General features: G+C 35.6%; 19 protein-coding genes. 18 read left to right on the forward strand and 1 reads right to left on the reverse strand.

Features of this window, described 5'->3' with window-relative positions; translation table 11 throughout:
- The first annotated feature begins 81 nt into the window (after positions 1-81).
- The 17 genes from DRF60_RS13550 (at position 82) to DRF60_RS13630 (ending at position 16552) form a co-directional block, all read left to right on the forward strand.
- Entirely contained in the window at positions 82-999 is a 918-nt protein-coding gene (locus tag DRF60_RS13550) for a T9SS type A sorting domain-containing protein (RefSeq protein ID WP_116012561.1), read from the forward strand.
- 107 nt (positions 1000-1106) lie between these two features.
- Positions 1107-2027 (forward strand): T9SS type A sorting domain-containing protein, encoded by a 921-nt coding sequence (locus tag DRF60_RS13555; RefSeq protein WP_116012562.1) that lies wholly within the window; start codon positions 1107-1109, stop codon positions 2025-2027.
- A gap of 79 nt (positions 2028-2106) precedes the next feature.
- Entirely contained in the window at positions 2107-2811 is a 705-nt protein-coding gene (locus DRF60_RS13560; protein WP_116012563.1) for an SDR family oxidoreductase, read from the forward strand.
- A 153-nt stretch (positions 2812-2964) separates the two neighbouring features.
- Positions 2965-3711, forward strand: coding sequence for an electron transfer flavoprotein subunit beta/FixA family protein (locus tag DRF60_RS13565; RefSeq protein ID WP_111958055.1), 747 nt, complete (start codon positions 2965-2967; stop codon positions 3709-3711).
- Between the two features lie 101 nt (positions 3712-3812).
- The gene (locus DRF60_RS13570) at positions 3813-4760 is read left to right on the forward strand and encodes an electron transfer flavoprotein subunit alpha/FixB family protein (RefSeq protein ID WP_116012564.1); all 948 of its coding nucleotides are present in this window, start codon (positions 3813-3815) and stop codon (positions 4758-4760) included.
- A gap of 165 nt (positions 4761-4925) precedes the next feature.
- Positions 4926-5525 carry a bifunctional nuclease family protein gene (locus DRF60_RS13575; protein WP_116012565.1) on the forward strand — a complete coding sequence of 200 codons (600 nt, stop codon included), beginning with the start codon at positions 4926-4928 and terminating at the stop codon, positions 5523-5525.
- A gap of 19 nt (positions 5526-5544) precedes the next feature.
- Positions 5545-6927: a nucleoside permease gene (locus DRF60_RS13580; RefSeq protein ID WP_116012566.1), complete on the forward strand. Its 1383-nt coding sequence runs from the start codon at positions 5545-5547 to the stop codon at positions 6925-6927.
- A 116-nt stretch (positions 6928-7043) separates the two neighbouring features.
- Complete coding sequence (locus tag DRF60_RS13585) at positions 7044-7598, forward strand: RNA polymerase sigma factor (protein ID WP_116012567.1); 555 nt, start codon at positions 7044-7046, stop codon at positions 7596-7598.
- On the forward strand, positions 7564-8283 hold the full coding sequence (locus DRF60_RS13590) for a hypothetical protein (RefSeq protein ID WP_116012568.1): 720 nt from the start codon (positions 7564-7566) through the stop codon (positions 8281-8283). Before DRF60_RS13585 ends, DRF60_RS13590 begins: the two co-directional genes overlap by 35 nt.
- 79 nt (positions 8284-8362) lie before the next feature.
- Positions 8363-9454, forward strand: a complete 1092-nt coding sequence (locus DRF60_RS13595) for a hypothetical protein (protein ID WP_116012569.1) — start codon at positions 8363-8365, stop codon at positions 9452-9454.
- Between the two features lie 149 nt (positions 9455-9603).
- On the forward strand, positions 9604-10008 hold the full coding sequence (locus tag DRF60_RS13600; protein WP_116012570.1) for a hypothetical protein: 405 nt from the start codon (positions 9604-9606) through the stop codon (positions 10006-10008).
- Entirely contained in the window at positions 10005-10418 is a 414-nt protein-coding gene (locus tag DRF60_RS13605) for a carbohydrate kinase family protein (RefSeq protein ID WP_123902690.1), read from the forward strand. Before DRF60_RS13600 ends, DRF60_RS13605 begins: the two co-directional genes overlap by 4 nt.
- A 55-nt stretch (positions 10419-10473) precedes the next feature.
- Entirely contained in the window at positions 10474-11652 is a 1179-nt protein-coding gene (locus DRF60_RS13610) for an acetyl-CoA C-acyltransferase (protein ID WP_116012572.1), read from the forward strand.
- 106 nt (positions 11653-11758) lie between these two features.
- On the forward strand, positions 11759-13249 hold the full coding sequence (locus DRF60_RS13615; protein ID WP_116012573.1) for an MFS transporter: 1491 nt from the start codon (positions 11759-11761) through the stop codon (positions 13247-13249).
- A 206-nt stretch (positions 13250-13455) separates the two neighbouring features.
- On the forward strand, positions 13456-14382 hold the full coding sequence (locus tag DRF60_RS13620; RefSeq protein ID WP_116012669.1) for a mevalonate kinase family protein: 927 nt from the start codon (positions 13456-13458) through the stop codon (positions 14380-14382).
- A gap of 10 nt (positions 14383-14392) precedes the next feature.
- The gene (locus tag DRF60_RS13625; protein ID WP_116012574.1) at positions 14393-15322 is read left to right on the forward strand and encodes a UbiA family prenyltransferase; all 930 of its coding nucleotides are present in this window, start codon (positions 14393-14395) and stop codon (positions 15320-15322) included.
- A 63-nt stretch (positions 15323-15385) separates the two neighbouring features.
- Positions 15386-16552, forward strand: coding sequence for a proline dehydrogenase family protein (locus DRF60_RS13630; protein WP_116012575.1), 1167 nt, complete (start codon positions 15386-15388; stop codon positions 16550-16552).
- Positions 16553-16868: 316 nt separating this feature from the next.
- Here the strand turns inward: DRF60_RS13630 and DRF60_RS13635 are convergent, their stop codons facing one another.
- Entirely contained in the window at positions 16869-17405 is a 537-nt protein-coding gene (locus tag DRF60_RS13635; RefSeq protein WP_116012576.1) for a helix-turn-helix transcriptional regulator, read from the reverse strand.
- Positions 17406-18362: 957 nt separating this feature from the next.
- On the opposite strand from DRF60_RS13635, the gene DRF60_RS13640 reads away from it, so the two are divergent.
- The gene (locus DRF60_RS13640) at positions 18363-19472 is read left to right on the forward strand and encodes a M14 family zinc carboxypeptidase (RefSeq protein ID WP_116012577.1); all 1110 of its coding nucleotides are present in this window, start codon (positions 18363-18365) and stop codon (positions 19470-19472) included.
- Positions 19473-19509: the final 37 nt, after the last annotated feature.

Below are 19509 nucleotides of genomic sequence, written 5' to 3' on the forward strand. Positions count from 1 at the left end.
TTTTATGGTAATATCCCTATCAAATGATATTTTTTTAGTTAATGTATGTGATTATTTTTAGTTCAACTTAAAATAATTGCTATGAAAAAAAACTACTCCGTCGCATTCTGCTTGTTTTCAGTGTTTTCCTTTGCACAGCAGATGATTTCGTTTGAAAATTCAGATGGGTTTTATACCGGAAATATCCATGGACAGGGAACCTGGATCAGTACACCAACCGGGGATATGCCCCCGAACGTGCTTAACCAGATCATTTCTATGGATAATGCATCAGACGGAATTAATTCTCTGAAGATTGTGAAAGAAAACACGTATGGAACCCAATCCATTCCTATTATCGGCGCATTTGATAATCTTCCTGTACTGCTTCCTTACAACAGTTTTACAGTTTCTTTCGATATCAATATGTCCCAGCTTAACGGATCTATCTTTAGCTTTCAGGGAGTGAGCAGCGCTGACGAAAAATATATTGTCAGACTCGATTTTGATAATTCCGGTGCAATTAAAGTTCTGAAAACATTATCAGGAAATCCTGTAATGGACATTGCATTGGGAACGTGGCAGCCGAATTCCTGGTACCATATTGCGGTTGTAGGAACCACCTCAGATGTTAAATATTATCTGAACGGGATTTTGATCTATTCCGGTATTGCAGTAGAAATAATGGATATAAACCAATTGCGTTTCGTACACGATAATGCAGATGGGACAGCTTATATTGATAATGTTAAAGTATATAATCAGGCATTATTATCTGTGGCAAATAGTGCTGTAAATAAGAATGCGGTAGTTGTATATCCTAATCCCGCTTCAGATTTTATTAAAATAAGTGCTTCTTCTAAGATAAAAAACATTGAAATCTTTGAGTCTGCTGGCAAAAAGATTCAGTTGAGATTAGAAAATGATACAATAGACGTTAGAAATCTTCCTGCTGGCACATACTTGATCAATATTAGAACTGAATACGGTAATTTTTCGGAGAAGTTTATTAAAAAATAGATGAAATTCTTCATTAATTTTATCCCTTATTAGTGAATTTTATTGTTATTTCTTTTTAATTTAGACTAAATGTTCTATATTTGCCCAAACTAATAATAAAAAATACCATGAAAAAACTTTACATTATTGCAATTTCTCTATTTTCAGTATTGTCATTTGCACAACAAACAATATCTTTTGAAACAAGCGAAGGTTTTACAGCGGGAAATATTAATGGACAGCAAGGTTGGATTTCGACAGCCACAGGAGGAACGCCGCCAAATATTACGACCCAGATTGTTTCAAGTGAGTTGGCAAGTCAAGGATCGAACAGTCTTAAGATAGCAATAGATCCTGCTTTTGGACCTCAGCAAAATCCTGTAATGGGAGGCTTCTATACTTTTCCAGCAGCATTAACCTATAATAATTTTACACTTTCATTTGATGTAAGACTAACAGAACAGTCTGCAAATAGTTCAGATTTTGTTTTCAGAACAGTTAGTACTGCAGGAACAGGAAGTATTGTCACTTATATTAATTTTGCATATAATGGTAAAATTATGCTTGTTAACGCAGGCTCAACAACTTTGGTCGATACAAATAAAACTTGGACAGCAAATGCTTGGGCGAGAGTAAAAATAGTTTCCACATCTACAGGAATTCAGTATTATGTGAATAATGTTTTAATTTATACAGGACAGCCTTACGTTCAAAGTAATATTAATAGAATGGATTTTGTTCATGATAATTATTCCGGAAATGGTTATATAGATAACATTAAAATAAATAACGAATCAGTTTTATCTACACAGGAAGCTATAGCAAATATTGAGAATATATCAGTATACCCGAACCCAACAACAGATTATATTAATATTAAAACATCTGCAAAAATTAAAAATGTTGAAGTTTATGAAATTTCAGGAAAAAGAATTAATATTAAGCTAGAAGAAAATAAGGTTGATGTTAGAGATCTGGGAACTGGAACTTATTTATTAAATGTAGAAACTGAAGGAAGAAACTACACTAAACAATTCATCAAAAAATAATACCTGATAAATCTTAGTCTATATAAAACGCTTCAATTGGAGCGTTTTTGTTATTTTAGAGAATTAAAATTAAAACATTATGTCAGAAAATAAAGTAGCTTATATTACCGGAGGAACCAAAGGGATTGGTTTTGGAATAGCAAAAATATTGTTGGAAAACGGTATTTCAGTAGCATTTTCGGGACGTAAAAAAGATGATGTAGAGAAAGCTGAAGAAGAACTTAAAAAATATTCAGAGAATGTTTTGGGGATTGTTTCAGATGTAAGAAGCCTTGAAAGCGAAGAAGAGGCTGTAAAATATATCATTGAAACATTCGGAAGGCTGGATTTTGTCATTGCCAATGCAGGATTGGGAATATTCAAACCTGTAGATGAACTGACTGCCGAAGAGTGGAATGATATGATAGAGACGAATCTGACAGGTGTTTTTTATACCTTAAAAGCTTCTGTAGAAGAATTAAAAAAGACAGAAGGTTATTACATCACAGTTTCGAGCCTGGCAGGTGCCAATTTCTTTGAAAACGGAACAGGTTATAATGCTTCTAAATTCGGAGTGGTAGGCTTTACTCAGGCTGCAATGATTGATCTTAGAAAATATAACATCAAATCTACTGTCATTATGCCGGGATCTGTCGCTACAAATTTTAACGGAAATGTTCCTTCAGAAAAAGACAGCTGGAAGATCCAGCCCGAAGATATGGGGAATCTGGTCCTCGATATTTTGAAAATGAATCCACGGGTTTTGCCCAGCAAAATAGAGTTTAGGGCAACAAAACCAGCCTAGTAAATGCATTTAATGTATTGAATAGTAAAAAAATAAGTATTATGCATGCATAATATATTTTTTAATTATATTAGCAACGTAAAATATAACAAAATCTCAGCATAAAACACTAAGGTTTTTTATGCCTAAAAGGGAAAAAATAAAATAGTACACATGAAAATATTAGTTTGTATCAGTAGTGTTCCGGATACTACTTCCAAGATTAACTTTACAGCAGATAAATCTGCTTTCGACAAAAATGGAATTCAGTGGGTAATCAATCCTTTAGATGAATTTGCGTTGACAAAAGCAGTTAAACTTCAGGAATCTCAGGGTGCAACTGTAACAGTGATCAACGTAGGAGATGCTGCTACAGAACCGGTGATCAGAAAAGCATTAGCTATTGGTGCCAATGATGCCGTGAGAGTAAACCTTGATCCTAAAGACAGCTATTCTACAGCAAAAGAAATCGCTGCAGTAGCTCAAAACGGAGGATATGACCTTATCCTTTGCGGAAAAGAATCTATCGACTACAATGGAGGTTCAGTACCGGGAATGGTCGCTCAGTTGCTAAATCAGCCTTTCGTCAATGCATCTGTAGGTTTAGATGTAAATGGAAGCGAAGCTACAGCTGTAAGAGAAATTGAAGGCGGAAAAGAAACGATATCAGTAAAATTACCTGCTGTAATCGCAGGACAAAAAGGATTGGTAGATGAAAAAGATCTGATCATCCCGAATATGAGAGGGATCATGTCTGCAAGAACGAAGCCTTTACAGGTAGTAGAGCCTGCTTCTTCTGAGGTGAAAGTTCAGGGAGTAACTTATGATAGTGTGCCGCCGAGAGCTGCTGTTAAAATGGTTTCTCCTGACAATTTGGATGAATTGGTAAGATTACTTCACGAAGAAGCTAAAGTAATCTAAAAATTTAAAAGAAAGAAGCTGAAACAGGGACATATGTTGAGCCCTGATCTGATTTCTAATCTTTTAATCCTTAAATTTTTTAATCTTTAAATTTAAAAAAAATGGCAGTATTCGTATACGCAGAAAATATAAATGGAGTTTACAAAAAAGCAGCTTTTGAAGCCGTTTCTTATGCTAAAGCAATTGCAGACCAGGCGGGAGATACCGTTACGGCAATCTCTGTAAACCCTACAGATTCTTCAGATTTATTATATAAATATGGAGCGTCAAACGTTATCAATGTAAAAGACGAAGGTCTTAAAAACTTTTCAGCAAAGGCATTTGCTCAGGCTGTAAGTGAATTGGCAGATGGAAACACTATTGTTTTCCCTCACACTACAGATGCTTCTTCTATCGCTCCTATGCTTGCAGTAATGAAGAACTATTCTTTAATTACCAACGTACTGGAAGCTCCTGAAAGTCTTTCTCCGTTCCAGGTGAAAAGAAAAGCTTTCTCTGGAAAAGGATTTATGCATGCAAAAGCTGAAGGAAGCGGGGTAATTATTACTGTTTCTCAAAATGCTTTCGGAGTAAAAGAAAGTGCTGTAGCAGGATCAGAAGAAGTTAAAAATCTATCAGTAGCCAACGAAGATACTAAAGTGATTTCTCACGAGCAGAGTTCAGGTAAACTAGACCTAAAAGAGGCTGAAGTAGTGGTTTCTGCAGGAAGAGGAATGAAAGGTCCTGAAAACTGGGGAATGGTTGAAGATCTGGCTAATATTCTTGGGGCTGCTACAGCTTGTTCTAAGCCGGTTTCTGACATCGGATGGAGACCTCACACAGAACACGTAGGGCAGACAGGTAAAGCGATTTCACCTAACCTTTATATCGCAATAGGTATTTCCGGGGCTATCCAGCACTTGGCTGGGGTAAACTCTTCCAAAACCATCGTAGTTATTAATAATGATGCTGAAGCACCATTCTTTAAGTCTGCAGATTATGGAGTAGTAGGAGATGCTTTCCAGATTATTCCTGCATTAACTGAGAAGATCAAAGCAATTAAAGGATAAAAAAATCAGTGAATTTTACTCCGCAAGTCAATAGTTAATTTTAAAACTGACACGAAGTAATTCACGATTTACAATTCACATAAAAATAAAAGTTCGGGCTTTCCGGGCTTTTATTTTTGCGTAAAAACTAAAATCACAATAAAAAATTAATCTATATTTGTAGCTATGGATTATAAGCAGCTAATCATTCGCGGAATATCGTACAGCCAGACCCAATCGGGGGCTTACGCTTTGTTATTGGAACATGAAGAAACACATATAAAATTACCTGTTGTTATAGGAAATTTCGAGGCTCAGTCTATTTCGCTGGGACTGGAAAAAGACATCCATCCGCCCCGTCCGCTTACCCATGATTTATTCACAAAATTTATAGTTTCTGCCCATTATGAATTGGTTTCAGTAATTATTTACCAAATCGTAGACGGTGTATTTTTTTCTAATATCAATTTCAAAAATAAAGCTAATAACGAAGAGCTGATCCTTGATGCAAGAACTTCTGATGCAGTAGCAATGGCCGTAAGATTTGACGCTCCTATTTTTACCACTCAGCAGGTTCTTAATGAAGCCGGAATTCTTCTTGAACTGGAAGACGTTTCAAAAGAAGAGCAGCCGTTCTCCGAAACCGAACAGTCTGAAGATAATTTAAAAGCTGTATCTATGGAAGAGCTTCAGAAATTATTAGATGAAGCTGTAAAAGAAGAAGACTTCGATACCGCTCTGGAAATTCAGGAAGAAATTAAAAGGAGGAAAAAGAAAATTGATTAAAGAGATACTATACTAAGCTATGAATTTAAAATTACGACTTACCATCCTCAGTTTTCTCCAGTTTTTCGTTTGGGGAGCATGGCTGATTACGATGGCTAATTTTTGGTTCGGTACAAAACACTGGGACGGAACCCAGTTTGGAGCCGTTTTCGGAACCATGGGAATAGCTTCTATTTTTATGCCGACCATTACCGGGATTATTGCGGACCGCTGGGTGAATGCAGAACGTATATTTTCTGTACTGCATATCCTTTACGGGGTTATCCTTTTTGTACTGCCTCATTCCGCAGATCCTAATTCTTTCTTTTGGCTGATGCTTCTGGCGATGTGCTTTTATATGCCTACCATTGCCTTAGCAAACTCTATTTCTTACACGATCCTGAAAAACAGTAATCTGGATGTCGTGAGAGATTTTCCGCCTATCCGGGTGTGGGGAACTATCGGGTTTATTGTAGCGATGTGGATTACTAATCTTACAGGAAACAAAGCTACTGAAGGACAGTTTTATATCGGCGGGGCTATTGCTATATTTTTAGGGATCTATGCTCTTACTTTACCAAAATGTCCGCCACAGAAACTGATCGATAAAAACGCCCCACTATCTGAGCAATTAGGCCTTAATGCATTTAAGCTTTTCGGAAGCTATAAAATGGCTTTGTTCTTTTTGTTTTCAATGCTTTTGGGTGCAGCACTTCAGCTGACTAATGCTTACGGAGATGTATTCTTAAGTGAATTTTCACATTTTCCCAAATATGCAGACTCATTTGTAGTTCAGAGATCTACGATTATCATGTCGATTTCACAGGTTTCGGAAACCCTATTTATTTTGGCAATTCCATTCTTTCTGAGGAAATTCGGAATTAAAAAAGTAATGTTGATGTCTATGCTGGCCTGGGTACTCAGGTTTGGGTTCTTTGCTTACGGTGTTCCGGACGGATTCGGGCTTTCGCTGATCATTTTCTCATGCATCGTATACGGAATGGCATTTGATTTCTTCAATATTTCAGGTTCTCTTTTCGTAGAAACGACGACCGATAAGAAGATAAGATCATCCGCTCAGGGATTATTTATGATGATGACTAATGGTTTTGGTGCTCTCTTCGGAAGCTATATTGCAGGATGGGCTATTGATAAATTTTTCACTCACAAATTTACGAATGCATCAGATCTTTCTGCTTACCTTGACACAACAGCTGATAATCCTACTTTCCTGGAAATCCTTAAAAACAGTTTTAATTCAGCAGTAAATGCTGATGGAACACTTTCATCAGTAGTGATGGTGAAAGACTGGCAGAATATATGGCTCTCATTTGCAATTTATGCACTGATTCTTGCCATTTTCTTTGCTATTTTATTCAGACATAAACACAATCCGGAAGAGGTTTCTTCAGTGAAACATTAATCCTATTGAATTGATTATTAATATATTAAATTGCACTTTTGAAAGAAAGTGCAATTTTTTTTATTTTCGGGCAACCTTTTAGAATAAATTCCGTCTTATAGTTAGAAAACCGATACATGGAGAACCTCGAAAAGAATTTTTTACTGGCTAAAAAACAGGACCGGATGGCCCAAAAGGCTCTTTACGAAATGTTTTCGGCTAAAATGCTTGCCATATCAAATTCTTATACGAATAATCTGCATGATGCAGAAGATATCTTGATCAGTGCATTTATGAAGTGCTTTACCAGGATAGACGAATGCAGAGACTGGAAAAGTTTTCCGTTCTGGCTGAGAAAAATTGTTGTCAATGATTCTATCAGTTTTGTCAGGAAGAACAGGAATATTCTTTATGCCGATATAGAAATTGCGGATGATTATTCTGATGAAGATATAGATGAACGGCTACAAGAGATCAATATTAATGAAATATTTTCAAAGATGCCGGCAGGGTATAGGCTGATCTTCAATTTATATGTTTTTGAAGAAAAAAAGCATCAGGAGATCGCAGAAATGCTTAATATTTCAGAGGGAACAAGCAAAAGCCAGCTGAGTAAAGCGAAAAAATGGCTCGCAGAATTTTTAAAAACAGAAGAACATGAAAAAAGAGATACTGAAACAGTTAAAGTCTGATTACGAAAGGCTCGAAATTAAGCCCTCTGAAGCCCTTTGGAATAAATTAGACCAGAAGTTGCATGAGGCACCTGATGTACCGTTAAAACGGTCTTTTAAGTGGTGGAAGTATGCTGCTGTTGTATTGCTGTTGATTTCTGCAGTAAACATTATTTATTTTAGCAACTATAAAACGAAATCTGATAATAAACAAACAGACTATATTGTTAAAAAAACTTTTGAAAAAACACTAAATCCCATAAATACAGATTTGGAAGATCAAACACCTATTTCGAATGAACAGCTTATCAGGAAGAATGTAGTAAAAATGGTAGATAAGAATCTGGGAAATTTTAATTATGATCATGCATTAATTCGAAAAAAAGAAAGAGGATCAAATGATACCAAGGTTGCCGAACATAAAAAAGAGCAAAATATAGTTATTCAACCGGAAAATGATTTCATTAACAATGAAAAAACGGAAAATGCTGTTATGCCAAATCCTCCTGTACTTGCAGAAGCTAAGAAACCAAAATCAAACTATATCAGTTCTGATGAGCTTCTTCTGGGCAGAGAATTTGATAAAGCCCGGGAACAAGCCGGTAAAGATGAACATAAACTTGGAGCCTTCAAATTTGATAAAGTGGTTCCGAATGTAGGTAATGTAACTGTTTTGGGAGTAACGGTCTATCTGGACTCCAAGTAAATCTGAATTTTTTATAAAATCAAAATACTGTCCTGAATATGGACAGAGATATAATATTGTCTAAAAATTATAAATAAATATGAGAACAAAGTTGATCTTTATGGCTGCTGTAATGGCTTTTACATACCATTCAGCCCAGGAAAAACAGGACATGGATCTGCAGATTAAACGCTACTCGAAGAAAATTGACAGCATTGTGGTTTCAGAGAAATCCAAAATGAATGCAGAGCTGGATATTGTTGATAAAGATTTTAAAGAAAATAAAATCACACCGGAGGAAAAGCAGAAACAGCGCTTGGAAATTGCCTCTAAATACCAGCAAACCATCAATGAAAAAGTGGACGCCCAGCAAAGCGAACTGCAAGCTGCAACAACAGAGATGGTCAAAAATGCTGTTTTTATGGATCGGGACAGTACAAATAAAAATGAAATGTGGATAGGGCTTAACGGTCTTAATATGAAATTGGGACAAGAAAAAAAGAAAACTCCAAAACAGTCCTTACAGACTTTAGAACTGTCCGGCAGTATGATGGGAACAGGCCTGACTTCAAAAAATCAACCTTTTAACTTTTACAATAAAGATTCTGATACCAGGAATACAATTATCAACTCTTCACAAATGGCATTGAGATATGAGGGCCAGATCGGTGGCTTTAAAAGTCCAGTATTTTATCGCGCCGGTTTGGGAGTTAGGTTCGATCAGTATGTTCCCAAATATGGAAAGGTTTTTAAACAGGATGACAACGCTTTGTTCGTAGGTGATTTTGACAGAGGTAATTTAAAGAGAACCCAGTTCAATAATACATACCTGTATATACCTGTAGATTTAAGATTTGTATTGAATCCAAAGTATACAGAATATGACGGAGTTCAGTATCTTGATAACAAAAAAAGACAGCTGAGCCTGGTAATGGGGGTTTATGGCGGTGTGAAAGTGGGAAGTGTGAACTATATAAAATATTCAAATGAAAACTCCAGAAGAATTGTGGAAAGAGAAAGAATAATGCATGGAGTGAATGATTTTATTGTTGGTGGAAAATTCGGAATCAGTTATGGAGGTCTTAAAATATTTATTCAGAAAGATTTTACACCCATCTTCAATGACAGTGCTCTCCTGAAGAATAAATATGGAGTTCAGATCGGTATAGAATTCGTAAATATAATTTTCTAATTCAGCAATAAAGTTGAATCTTTTTTAAAGATAATTTAATTTTAATTAATTTTTATTGAGGCTAACAAATGTTTGTAAAGGAATCATCCGTTTTTAAAACACACTGTCTAAAAGTGTGTTTTTTTTTGTATTTTGGCACTTTAGTAAATATGAAAAATATTCAGTTATTAGGATTATTATTAGTGGTAGCGGGGAGTTTTCTGCCTCTTGTTCATGTTCCCATTATAGGAAACTGGAATTACTGGAAGCTGGATCATTATCTGGCTATTGCATGCTGGATCTTCGCTGCGTGCGCAGTTTTTGGTATTGTCAACAACAGTGCGAAAATAGTAAGATTTTTTGGTGTACTGCTGATTTTGTTATTTGCATTTACACTTGTTGCAGTTAAGATGCAGTCTCTGGAATATTTCAGCTTTCTGCCGTTCAAATCATGGAGAGAAGCTTTTGCAGGAGTTGTAAAGCTGAGATGGGGCTGGATAGTAGAATTTTTAGGCGCTTTCCTTATGGTTTTCGCTACAGGAAATAAAAAAGTAAATAAACGGACACAGATATGAAACATTTAAAAATAGCATCAGCAGCTATATTAATGTTGATGTTTTCACAGGCTAAATCTCAAAAGACAGCATTTGACAACCCGGATCAACCGGCTAAATGTAAAAACATAAGAGAAGGGAAGTTCCTTCGCCCGAACTATCCCGAGGGAATTTGGTATATGACTATTAAGGATAATATTCAGACCGAATATTTCAATAATGGGAAAGACTACATAAAATCCACGTTGGTTTTTGTAGACGACTGCAATTATAAAGCGATCGTGCTGGATAACACAGCCAATGATGACCGTATTCATATAGGAGATGTTTTCAGTAATAAAATTGTAGAAACTCAGGATAATGCCCTGAAAGTACATACCAAAATTGAAAATAGCCAGTATGAGGTTATTTATATAAAAGTAAAAAAATAGAACAGTATAATGTAGCCGGAAGGCAGCATTTGTAAAAAAAGTAAATATAATACACATGAAAGAAGTATTCATCGTTTCCGCAGTAAGAACACCTATAGGGAGTTTTATGGGAAGCCTTTCAACCGTTCCTGCTACAAAGCTGGGATCTGCTGCTGTAAAAGGAGCATTAAATAAAATTGGTCTTGATCCTAAGAATGTTCAGGAGATCTATATGGGAAATGTACTGCAGGCAGGAGAAGGCCAGGCGCCGGCCCGTCAGGTGGCTTTGGGTGCAGGTTTGTCTATTGAGACGCCTTCTACTACAGTCAATAAAGTATGTGCTTCCGGAATGAAAGCAGTAACTATGGCGGCACAGGCTATCAAAGCAGGTGATGCTGAAGTAATTGTTGCCGGAGGTATGGAAAATATGTCATTGGTTCCCCATTACTATAATGCAAGAGTTGCCACTAAATTAGGCGATATCAAAATGCAGGACGGAATGGTGCTGGATGGCCTTACAGACGTTTACGGTAAAGTGCATATGGGAGTATGTGCTGAGAAATGTGCTGTAGATTATGGTATTTCAAGAGAAGATCAGGATAACTTTGCCATAGAATCTTACAAAAGATCTGCAAAAGCCTGGAGCGAAGGGAAATTTGCTGAAGAAGTGGTTCCTGTTGAAATTCCCCAAAGAAAAGGAGATCCGGTAATTTTTGCTGAAGACGAAGAGTACAAAGCTGTGAATTTTGACAGACTTCCTACACTTCCTACCGTATTCAAGAAAGAAGAAGGAACCGTAACCGCTGCCAATGCATCTACATTAAATGACGGTGCTTCTGCCCTGATCCTTGTTTCTAAAGAAAAAATGGAAGAATTGGGTCTAAAGCCTTTAGCTAAAATTGTTTCTTATGCTGATGCAGCTCAGGAGCCTGAAAACTTCACGACTGCTCCTGCAAAAGCTTTACCGATTGCCCTTAAAAAAGCGGGTCTTGAGATTTCGGACATCGATTTCTTTGAATTCAACGAAGCGTTCTCTGTAGTAGGCCTTGCCAACAACAAAATTCTAGGACTGGATGCATCCAAAGTAAACGTAAACGGTGGAGCAGTGGCTATAGGACATCCGCTGGGAAGTTCAGGATCCAGAATTATCGTAACGCTGATCAATGTATTGAAGCAGAATAATGCAAAATACGGTGCTGCAGCTATCTGTAACGGTGGTGGTGGAGCTTCTGCTATCGTGATTGAGAATATGTAAAATTCTCTTTAATACTATTTTACCATTAAGGAATCGATAATTTTTCTAAATTCTAATCGATTTCTTAATGGTTTTTCTATTTTTGTGCTACTAATATTTATTTGAAATGTCTGAAATTGAGAATCAACAGCCTCAAAACATAAAGAATAATCCAAGGATTATGAAAGCCTGGGCTGTATACGACTGGGCGAATTCTGTTTACTCATTGGTTATTACCTCTACTATTTTCCCTATTTACTATTCCATACTGACAACTGCTTATGAGAAAAAGGAGTATGTGGAAGAAACAAAATCATGGATTGATGTTCCGGTAAGGCACATGATAAAGATCTTCGGAAAAGAATATCAGCCGGATGCTGTGTATGGATATTCATTAACCATATCATTTTTTATTGTAGTACTGCTTTCTCCGTTCCTGTCTTCACTGGCGGATACTATCGGAAATAAGAAATCATTCCTGCAGTTTTTCTGTTATCTTGGAGCTACTTCATGTATGGGGTTGGCTATGTTTACGGGAATGCATAATGTATTTTTAGGGCTTCTATTCAGTATCACGGCGAGTGTCGGGTTCTGGGGAAGTTTGGTATTTTATAACTCATTTTTGCCAGATATTGCAACCCGGGATAAACAGGATGCGCTGTCTGCAAGAGGATATGTTTACGGATATATAGGCTCTGTCGTTCTTGTGGTGATCTGTCTGGTACTTATTCAGGTTTTTGCAAAAGGAGCGGCACAACAGCTTTTATTTACAAGAATAAGTTTCCTGTTGACCGGTGCATGGTGGTTTGGTTTTTCCCAGTATACTTTCAAACATCTTCCTCAGTTTGGAGATGTTAAAGAAAAACTGCCTAAAGATCTTGTCCTTTTAAATTATAAGAATATCTTTAAAAAACATGAAGAACAGGGTGGTTTCTTTGAGGTTCTTAAAGACAATATGAGCTTTTATAAAGACATTGCCAAAGAAAGTTTTCATGAGCTTTTCAAAGTGGGTGGAGTATTGTTTAAGGATAGAAACCTAAAATTTTTCCTTTCCAGCTTCTTCTTTTACAGTGTCGGGATGCAGACCATTTTCCTCATGGCCACCTTATTTGGAAAAAGTGAAATCAACCTGGCTCAGGATAAACTGATCGGAACCCTTTTGGTTATTCAAATCGAAGCGATTATCGGGGCAGTCATATTCTCCAGGTTATCAAGAAAAATAGGAAACAGAAACGTGATTTCTATCGCTATCGTACTTTGGATTGTTGCGTGTCTTTGGGCCTATTTCCTGAACAAAGAAAATCCTACGGTAGAATATCAGTTCTATGGAGTGGCAGCAGTAGTAGGATTGGTAATGGGTGGACTTCAGGCTATGTCCAGGTCTACTTACTCAAAGCTTCTTCCGGAAGATTCTATGGAAAATACCACATATTTCAGCTTCTATGATGTATTGGAAAAAATTGCGATCATTATCGGAACATTCATCTTTGCGACACTGATTGAACATTTTAATAATATGCGTATCGCAGCCCTTTCGATGACTTTATTTTTCGCAGCAGGACTTGTTCTGATCCGGTTTCTTAAAGTTAATATGCGGAAAGAAAGAGATACTTTATAACCAAACTGTCAATAAAAATTAATTAAACTATCAATAAAAGCCTGATCTTTCAGGCTTTTTTGCTGCATACAGATAAAATGGTTTCTGCTCTTTGTAGTGATGAAAGCCTGAAAAACGTTTTCTGCTTAAATAAATTGGAATTCGGCTTAAGTTTTGCTTATATTCAGCGGAATAATTTTAACTTTGCAAAAAGATTTATTGTCAAAATGACGAACCCTCTATTTTATGCAAAAATAATTCTCTTTGGAGAATATGGGATGATTGAAGACTCCCAGGGGCTTGTAGTACCTTACAGTTTCTATAAGGGAACCCTGAAATTTTCAGATTTAAATTCTGAATTTGAACTTAAATCGAACAAACATCTACAGAAATACTCTGATTTTCTTGCAACGCTTGACCTTTCTGATGATTTTAAATTGGATATCGAAAGCTTTAAAAATGATATTGAATCCGGACTTTTCTTCGATTCCAATATTCCCCAGGGATACGGTGTAGGAAGTTCAGGAGCTTTGGTAGCTGCTATTTTTGAAAAATATGCGCTCAATAAGTTGGATCCTGAACAAATCTCAAAAGACAATCTGAAAAAATTAAAAACCGTTTTTGGAGAAATGGAAAGCTATTTCCATGGTAAAAGTTCAGGAATGGACCCTCTGATCTGCTATATGAACCTTCCGATCCTTATCGAGAATAAAGAAAACCTCGATAGAGTTTCCATCCCGGAAGGGGAAGCTGGAAAAGGAGCCATATTTCTTATCGACAGCGGTATTACAGGAGAAACAGGGCCTATGATACAGATTTTCTTTGAAAAAATGAAAACTGAAGGCTTCCGAAAAACATTGAAAGAAGAATTCATCCGTTACAACAATGCATGCATTGAATCTTTCCTTAAAAAAGACATGAATCCTTTCTTCAGAAACCTGAAAAAGCTTTCCTATTGGGCATATGAACATTTCCGTCCGATGATTCCTGAAAGTATTTTCAACATCTGGAAAAAAGGGCTTGACTCTAATGCCTACTATCTGAAACTTTGCGGAAGCGGTGGCGGAGGATATATTTTGGGCTTCACAAAAGATTACGCGAAAGCAGAAAAAATGCTTGAAGGCTTCCAAAAAGAAGTGATTTATAGATTTTAAACAGGCTGGAATGAATTCTGAAAAAGAAACTTTCCAGTCTAAAAACTATATCTCTAAATCTATTTTTTACAGATTCTCACAATTCGTGGGTTTTCTGATCGGAGCTCGTTTTTTTGTTGCAGCACTTCTTACATTTGCCCTGTATGTATCAACTTTTTTCCTTTTCAATCAAGATGAAACATTCAGTAAATTTGTTTTCGATTTTAAAGTACATGGCATTATTTTCTGTACCGTTATAACCATCCTGGCTGGTGGGATCATTAACCAGTTTTACGATTTGGAAAAAGACCATGTGGTAAAACCATTCCGGACCAGAATTCAAAGTTTTATTAAGCAAAAATATTTTTTATATGCTTACCTTGCTCTGACAGCGATTTCTCTTGGAGTCGCATGGATGATTTCGCATAAGGTTTTTGTTTTTTTCCTTGTATACCAGTTCTTCATGTGGTTTTACAGTCATAAGTTAAGCCGGTTACTGATCATTAATAACCTTACTTTTGTAAGCCTTACATTATACCCTTTTTTTGGAATGATGGTATATTACGAAACTTTTTCCAAGAAAGTACTGCTGATGGCCATTTTCCTTTTCCTTATCCTTTTGTGTATCGATATAGTGAAAGATATGCTGACGAAAAGTGTAGACAAAGCATTCGGATATACAACCATTCCCAACTATTTTAAAAATAAAAACACCCTGATCATTATTATTTCTCTATTGATTACCACAATGGCTGTTTCCATGAAACTTATCACTAAAACAGGGATATCAGGTTTTATGGCATATTACTTTACCGGAGGCTTATTCGTAATGATCTTCTGTATTTACCTTTTGCTTAAGTCTACCAGAAAAAGTAAATTCCTTACTCTCAATCTCTTAAGGTTCTGGGTTTTTGTAGGAATCATCGCTATGCTTTTGAATGGAATTGAAAGTAAATTGTAGAAAATTTTCTTTAAATAAACTGAGGTTATTATTACCTTTGCAAAACTAAATTTAATAAAAAGGATGCCCATTTTTAACGATACTAAAGTTGCATTTGCAGACAAGTCTGATGCACAATTGAGAAAGGCGTACTGGATGTTTAAAATGATTGAACAGCCTGCTCTTACCAGTCTTGGAACTTCTGTTCTTAATTTTACGGTACACAATAATTTTCCTTTCGTGACCGGAATTGTAAAAAGTACCTTATTTGAACAGTTCTGTGGCGGCGAGACCCGTGAAGAAAGTATGAAGGCAGTAAAACAGCTTTTCAAAAGAGGAGTGGGAAGTATTTTCGATTACTCTATTGAAGGGAAAGAAGATGAGGAAACCTTTGATGCAGTATGCAAAGAGATCAAAGATATCATTAGATTTTCTGTTGGAAATCCCGCTATCCCTTTTATTGTATTTAAGCCCACAGCTTTTGGAAGAATCGACCTTTACGAAGCGGTAGGAAGTGGTGCTGAGCTTACTTCAAGCCAGAAAGAAGAATGGGAAAGAGTCGTAAGAAGGTTTGATGAAGTATGCAGCCTTTGCCATGAAAATGACAAAAAAGTAATGGTAGATGCTGAAGAAACCTGGATGCAGGATGCGGCAGACCAGCTTTGTGAAGAAATGATGGAGAAATACAACCGGGAAAAGCCAATCGTCTGGAATACCATCCAGATGTACAGAACGGGAAGACTGGAGTATATGGAAGCTCATCTTCAGAAGGCCAGAGAAAAGAACTATTTCATAGGATATAAGATCGTTCGTGGTGCCTACATGGAAAAGGAGAGAGCAAGAGCAGAAGAAAAAGGATATCCGGATCCTATTCAGCCTACTAAAGAGGCTTCGGATAAAAATTATAATTCAGGAATTGATTTTGTAATGAATCATTTGGATAAAGTATCTGCATTCTTTGGAACTCATAACGAAATTTCATCCGAGTTGGTTATGGATAAAATGAAATCCAGATCTCTTGAAAACGGTAACCCTCATATCTATTTTGGACAACTTTACGGAATGAGTGATAACATCACCTTCTATCTTTCAGATAAAGGCTATAATGTGGCTAAATATCTTCCATACGGTCCTGTGAAAGATGTTGTACCCTATCTTACCAGAAGAGCCAGAGAAAACACTTCTGTAGCCGGACAAACCGGAAGGGAATTAGGACTGATCAGTAAAGAGCTGGAAAGAAGAAAAAAATAGTCATATTTTGAATAGATATATAAGACCTGTAGTTTTTCTGCAGGTCTTTAATTTGGTATACATCAGAAAAGGATGTGCCTAAGTTTCATAAATTTTTAATATTACCTTAATTGATTATACTTTAATAATAATAGATTTATGATTTATAAATGTTATATTTTTATTGTTTTAATTGTTGTTATTATTTATATTTGGGTAAAACATTAAAGACTACAATGATGTCACACATACAAAAATTGCAAAACTAATAAAGCAATAAGCTTTAGTTTTCTTCTTCAATATTTTTTATCCTGGCCATTTTCTTTGGCCAGGTTTTTTATGGCTCAAAACTTTCAAATTTTCCGTTTTCGTAGAACAGAACAATCCTTTTTATTTTATTTTCCTGATTACCAACGATTTGGCTTAATATTTTATCATTGGTGTCTTCTAATCGCTGAGAATCGGATATATTTTCTAATGATCTATAAGGGGGCGGTATAAACGATTCTCGTGGGCTCTCTTTCAGAGTACTGATTTCCTCTTCACTTCCGAATTCTCCATCATCTTTCATCATCGTAAACAAATCGGGTAGCGGAGTAGGCTTTGCTTTCTCATCCTCCTGTTTTTCCTCTGAAGAAGATTTTACTTCCGGTAATTCGGATTTCAGCATTTCACCTTCACCTGTAACAAGCCAGTCCCAAAGAATCTCCGGGAAGCTTGACTTGATCTTTATAATAAATTCCAGAGATGGTTTGTTTCTTCCGGAAGTGATATGCGAAATGGAAGAGCGCTGTACATCTATCTCATCTGCAAACTCAGAAGGACTGAGATTGGAATACTCTATAACTTTGGAAATTCTCTCGTTTAAACTCATAGAAATAAGTCATTAATTATTTTACAAATGTAACAAATGTAATTTACAAATGCAAAACACAAATGTTAACAAACAGAAATATTCATTGTATACATTTGTAACTTAATTCTAATTGTTGTTAAATCAATAGATTATAAATTGATTACAATTGTATTATTAATTTGTTACAGTAAATTTTAGTAAGCATCTATCATATAAAATGGGATTATTATTTACTGAAGTAATAGTTTAAAGTTGTAAATTCATATATTTTAGAAGGATATTTTGTCCCTTAAATCTCTATAAAAATGCTATTTACATTATTAAACTTCCTAAACCTCTTTTTGAATTATAATTGTATAAGATTCCCTATAAAATGTATATAAAGCTTATTTTATAAGGAATACATTGGTAAATTACTGATGTAAATACACTATTTTGAGCCTTTATTGTGCTGAATTGAAAGGAAAATTGTAATCTCGTTAAGCAACTAATATTATTGTAGATTAAAGTACTTAAAAAAGTGGTGCTTGAATGATTTTCAGAGACCGACTTAATTTTTTATACAATTTACATATGTATACTGCTCAAAGCAATCAAGTTTTCTATAACTTTTATGTTTAATAAAATTGTCATCATATAGTAAAAATAGCCTTTTCAAGCACTTAAAGTGCTCTTATAAATACTATTGAAATAAATTTTATAAGTGATTGAATATTAATTATTTAAATGTTTTTAATTAAATTATTCGCAATCCACAATTTTATCCACAGACAATTTGTCTTCCAGTACTGTTTAACAATGTTACAAGTGTTAACTTGTTTTTAGAACTCTAAAATGCATGAATTTAAACCTTATAAATAATTTTCAAATCTAATGTCAAATGTAAATTTGTGTATTTTACTTTTATTTACAAATGTTAACTTAAGTTTTTTGACTAAAAATGGCTAAATTTGATTCTTGTAAAATATTCCTAAAATGAATTTTGAACAACTCTACTCTGCGAATCCAAATTTCTCAAATCGCTATATTTCCCCGGAAAAATTATTTTCTTATCTACAGACTAATCTCAGCGATTATGTCCAGGAGATTGGAAGGTCATATTTAGATAAGCCTATTTATCAGTTAAGCATAGGAACTGGAACTATTAATGTTCTTGCATGGTCACAGATGCATGGAAACGAATCCAACGCCAGTCATGCAATGCTTGACCTTCTTGAAACTTTGGATAAGGCCCCTGAAATGAAAGAGGATCTTTTCAGTAAGATCAGGCTGGATTTTATTTTTATGCTCAATCCTGACGGATCAGAAAAATGGACAAGGCTGAATGCTGCAGATATTGACCTGAACAGAGATTTTCATAATGAATCGAGTACGGAAATTAAATTCCTTAAAAAAGTAGTGGTTTCAAAAAAATATGATTATGCATTAAATCTGCATGAACAGAGAACTATTTTTACTACAGACGGGATACATCCCGCAACGCTGTCTTTTTTGGCGCCTTCAGAAAATGAAGAACGTACTGTAACTGATAACAGGAAAAAATGTATGGCTGTAGTTGGAAAAATTTACGACCACTTAAAAGAATTAATCCCGAATCAGATCGGCAGATATTCCGATGAATTTTATCCGACTTCTACAGGTGATAACTTCATTAAGGCAGGCATGCCAACTATTTTGTTTGAGGGCGGACATTTCGTAGATGATTATACAAGAAAAGGAACCAGGAAGTACTATACAATTGCTTTGTATTATGCATTAAAAGCAATCAGTGAACTGAAATCAGATACAGAAGGATGGGAGAAATATTTCGAAATTCCCGAAAACCAGGAAACACATTATGATATTATTTACAGAAATGTAAAGCTGAATACAGATCATGAATGCATTTTGGATGTCGCAGTTCAGTACCGCGAAATTATGGAAGAAGGGAAGGATGAAATATCATTTGTACCTTTTGTAATGGAAGTGGGAGATGTGAAGGAAAGAAAAGGCTGGCTGGAAATAGACTGTACAGGAAAGAAATTTGTAGCCGCGACCAAATATCCGAAACTGGATGCACCTGCAGAATTTATAATAGAGGATTAAAAAATATAGCAGCATACCTTTAATGGGATTAGTTTTT

The organism is Chryseobacterium elymi (assembly GCF_003385495.1).
GTDB classification, from domain to species: domain Bacteria; phylum Bacteroidota; class Bacteroidia; order Flavobacteriales; family Weeksellaceae; genus Chryseobacterium; species Chryseobacterium elymi.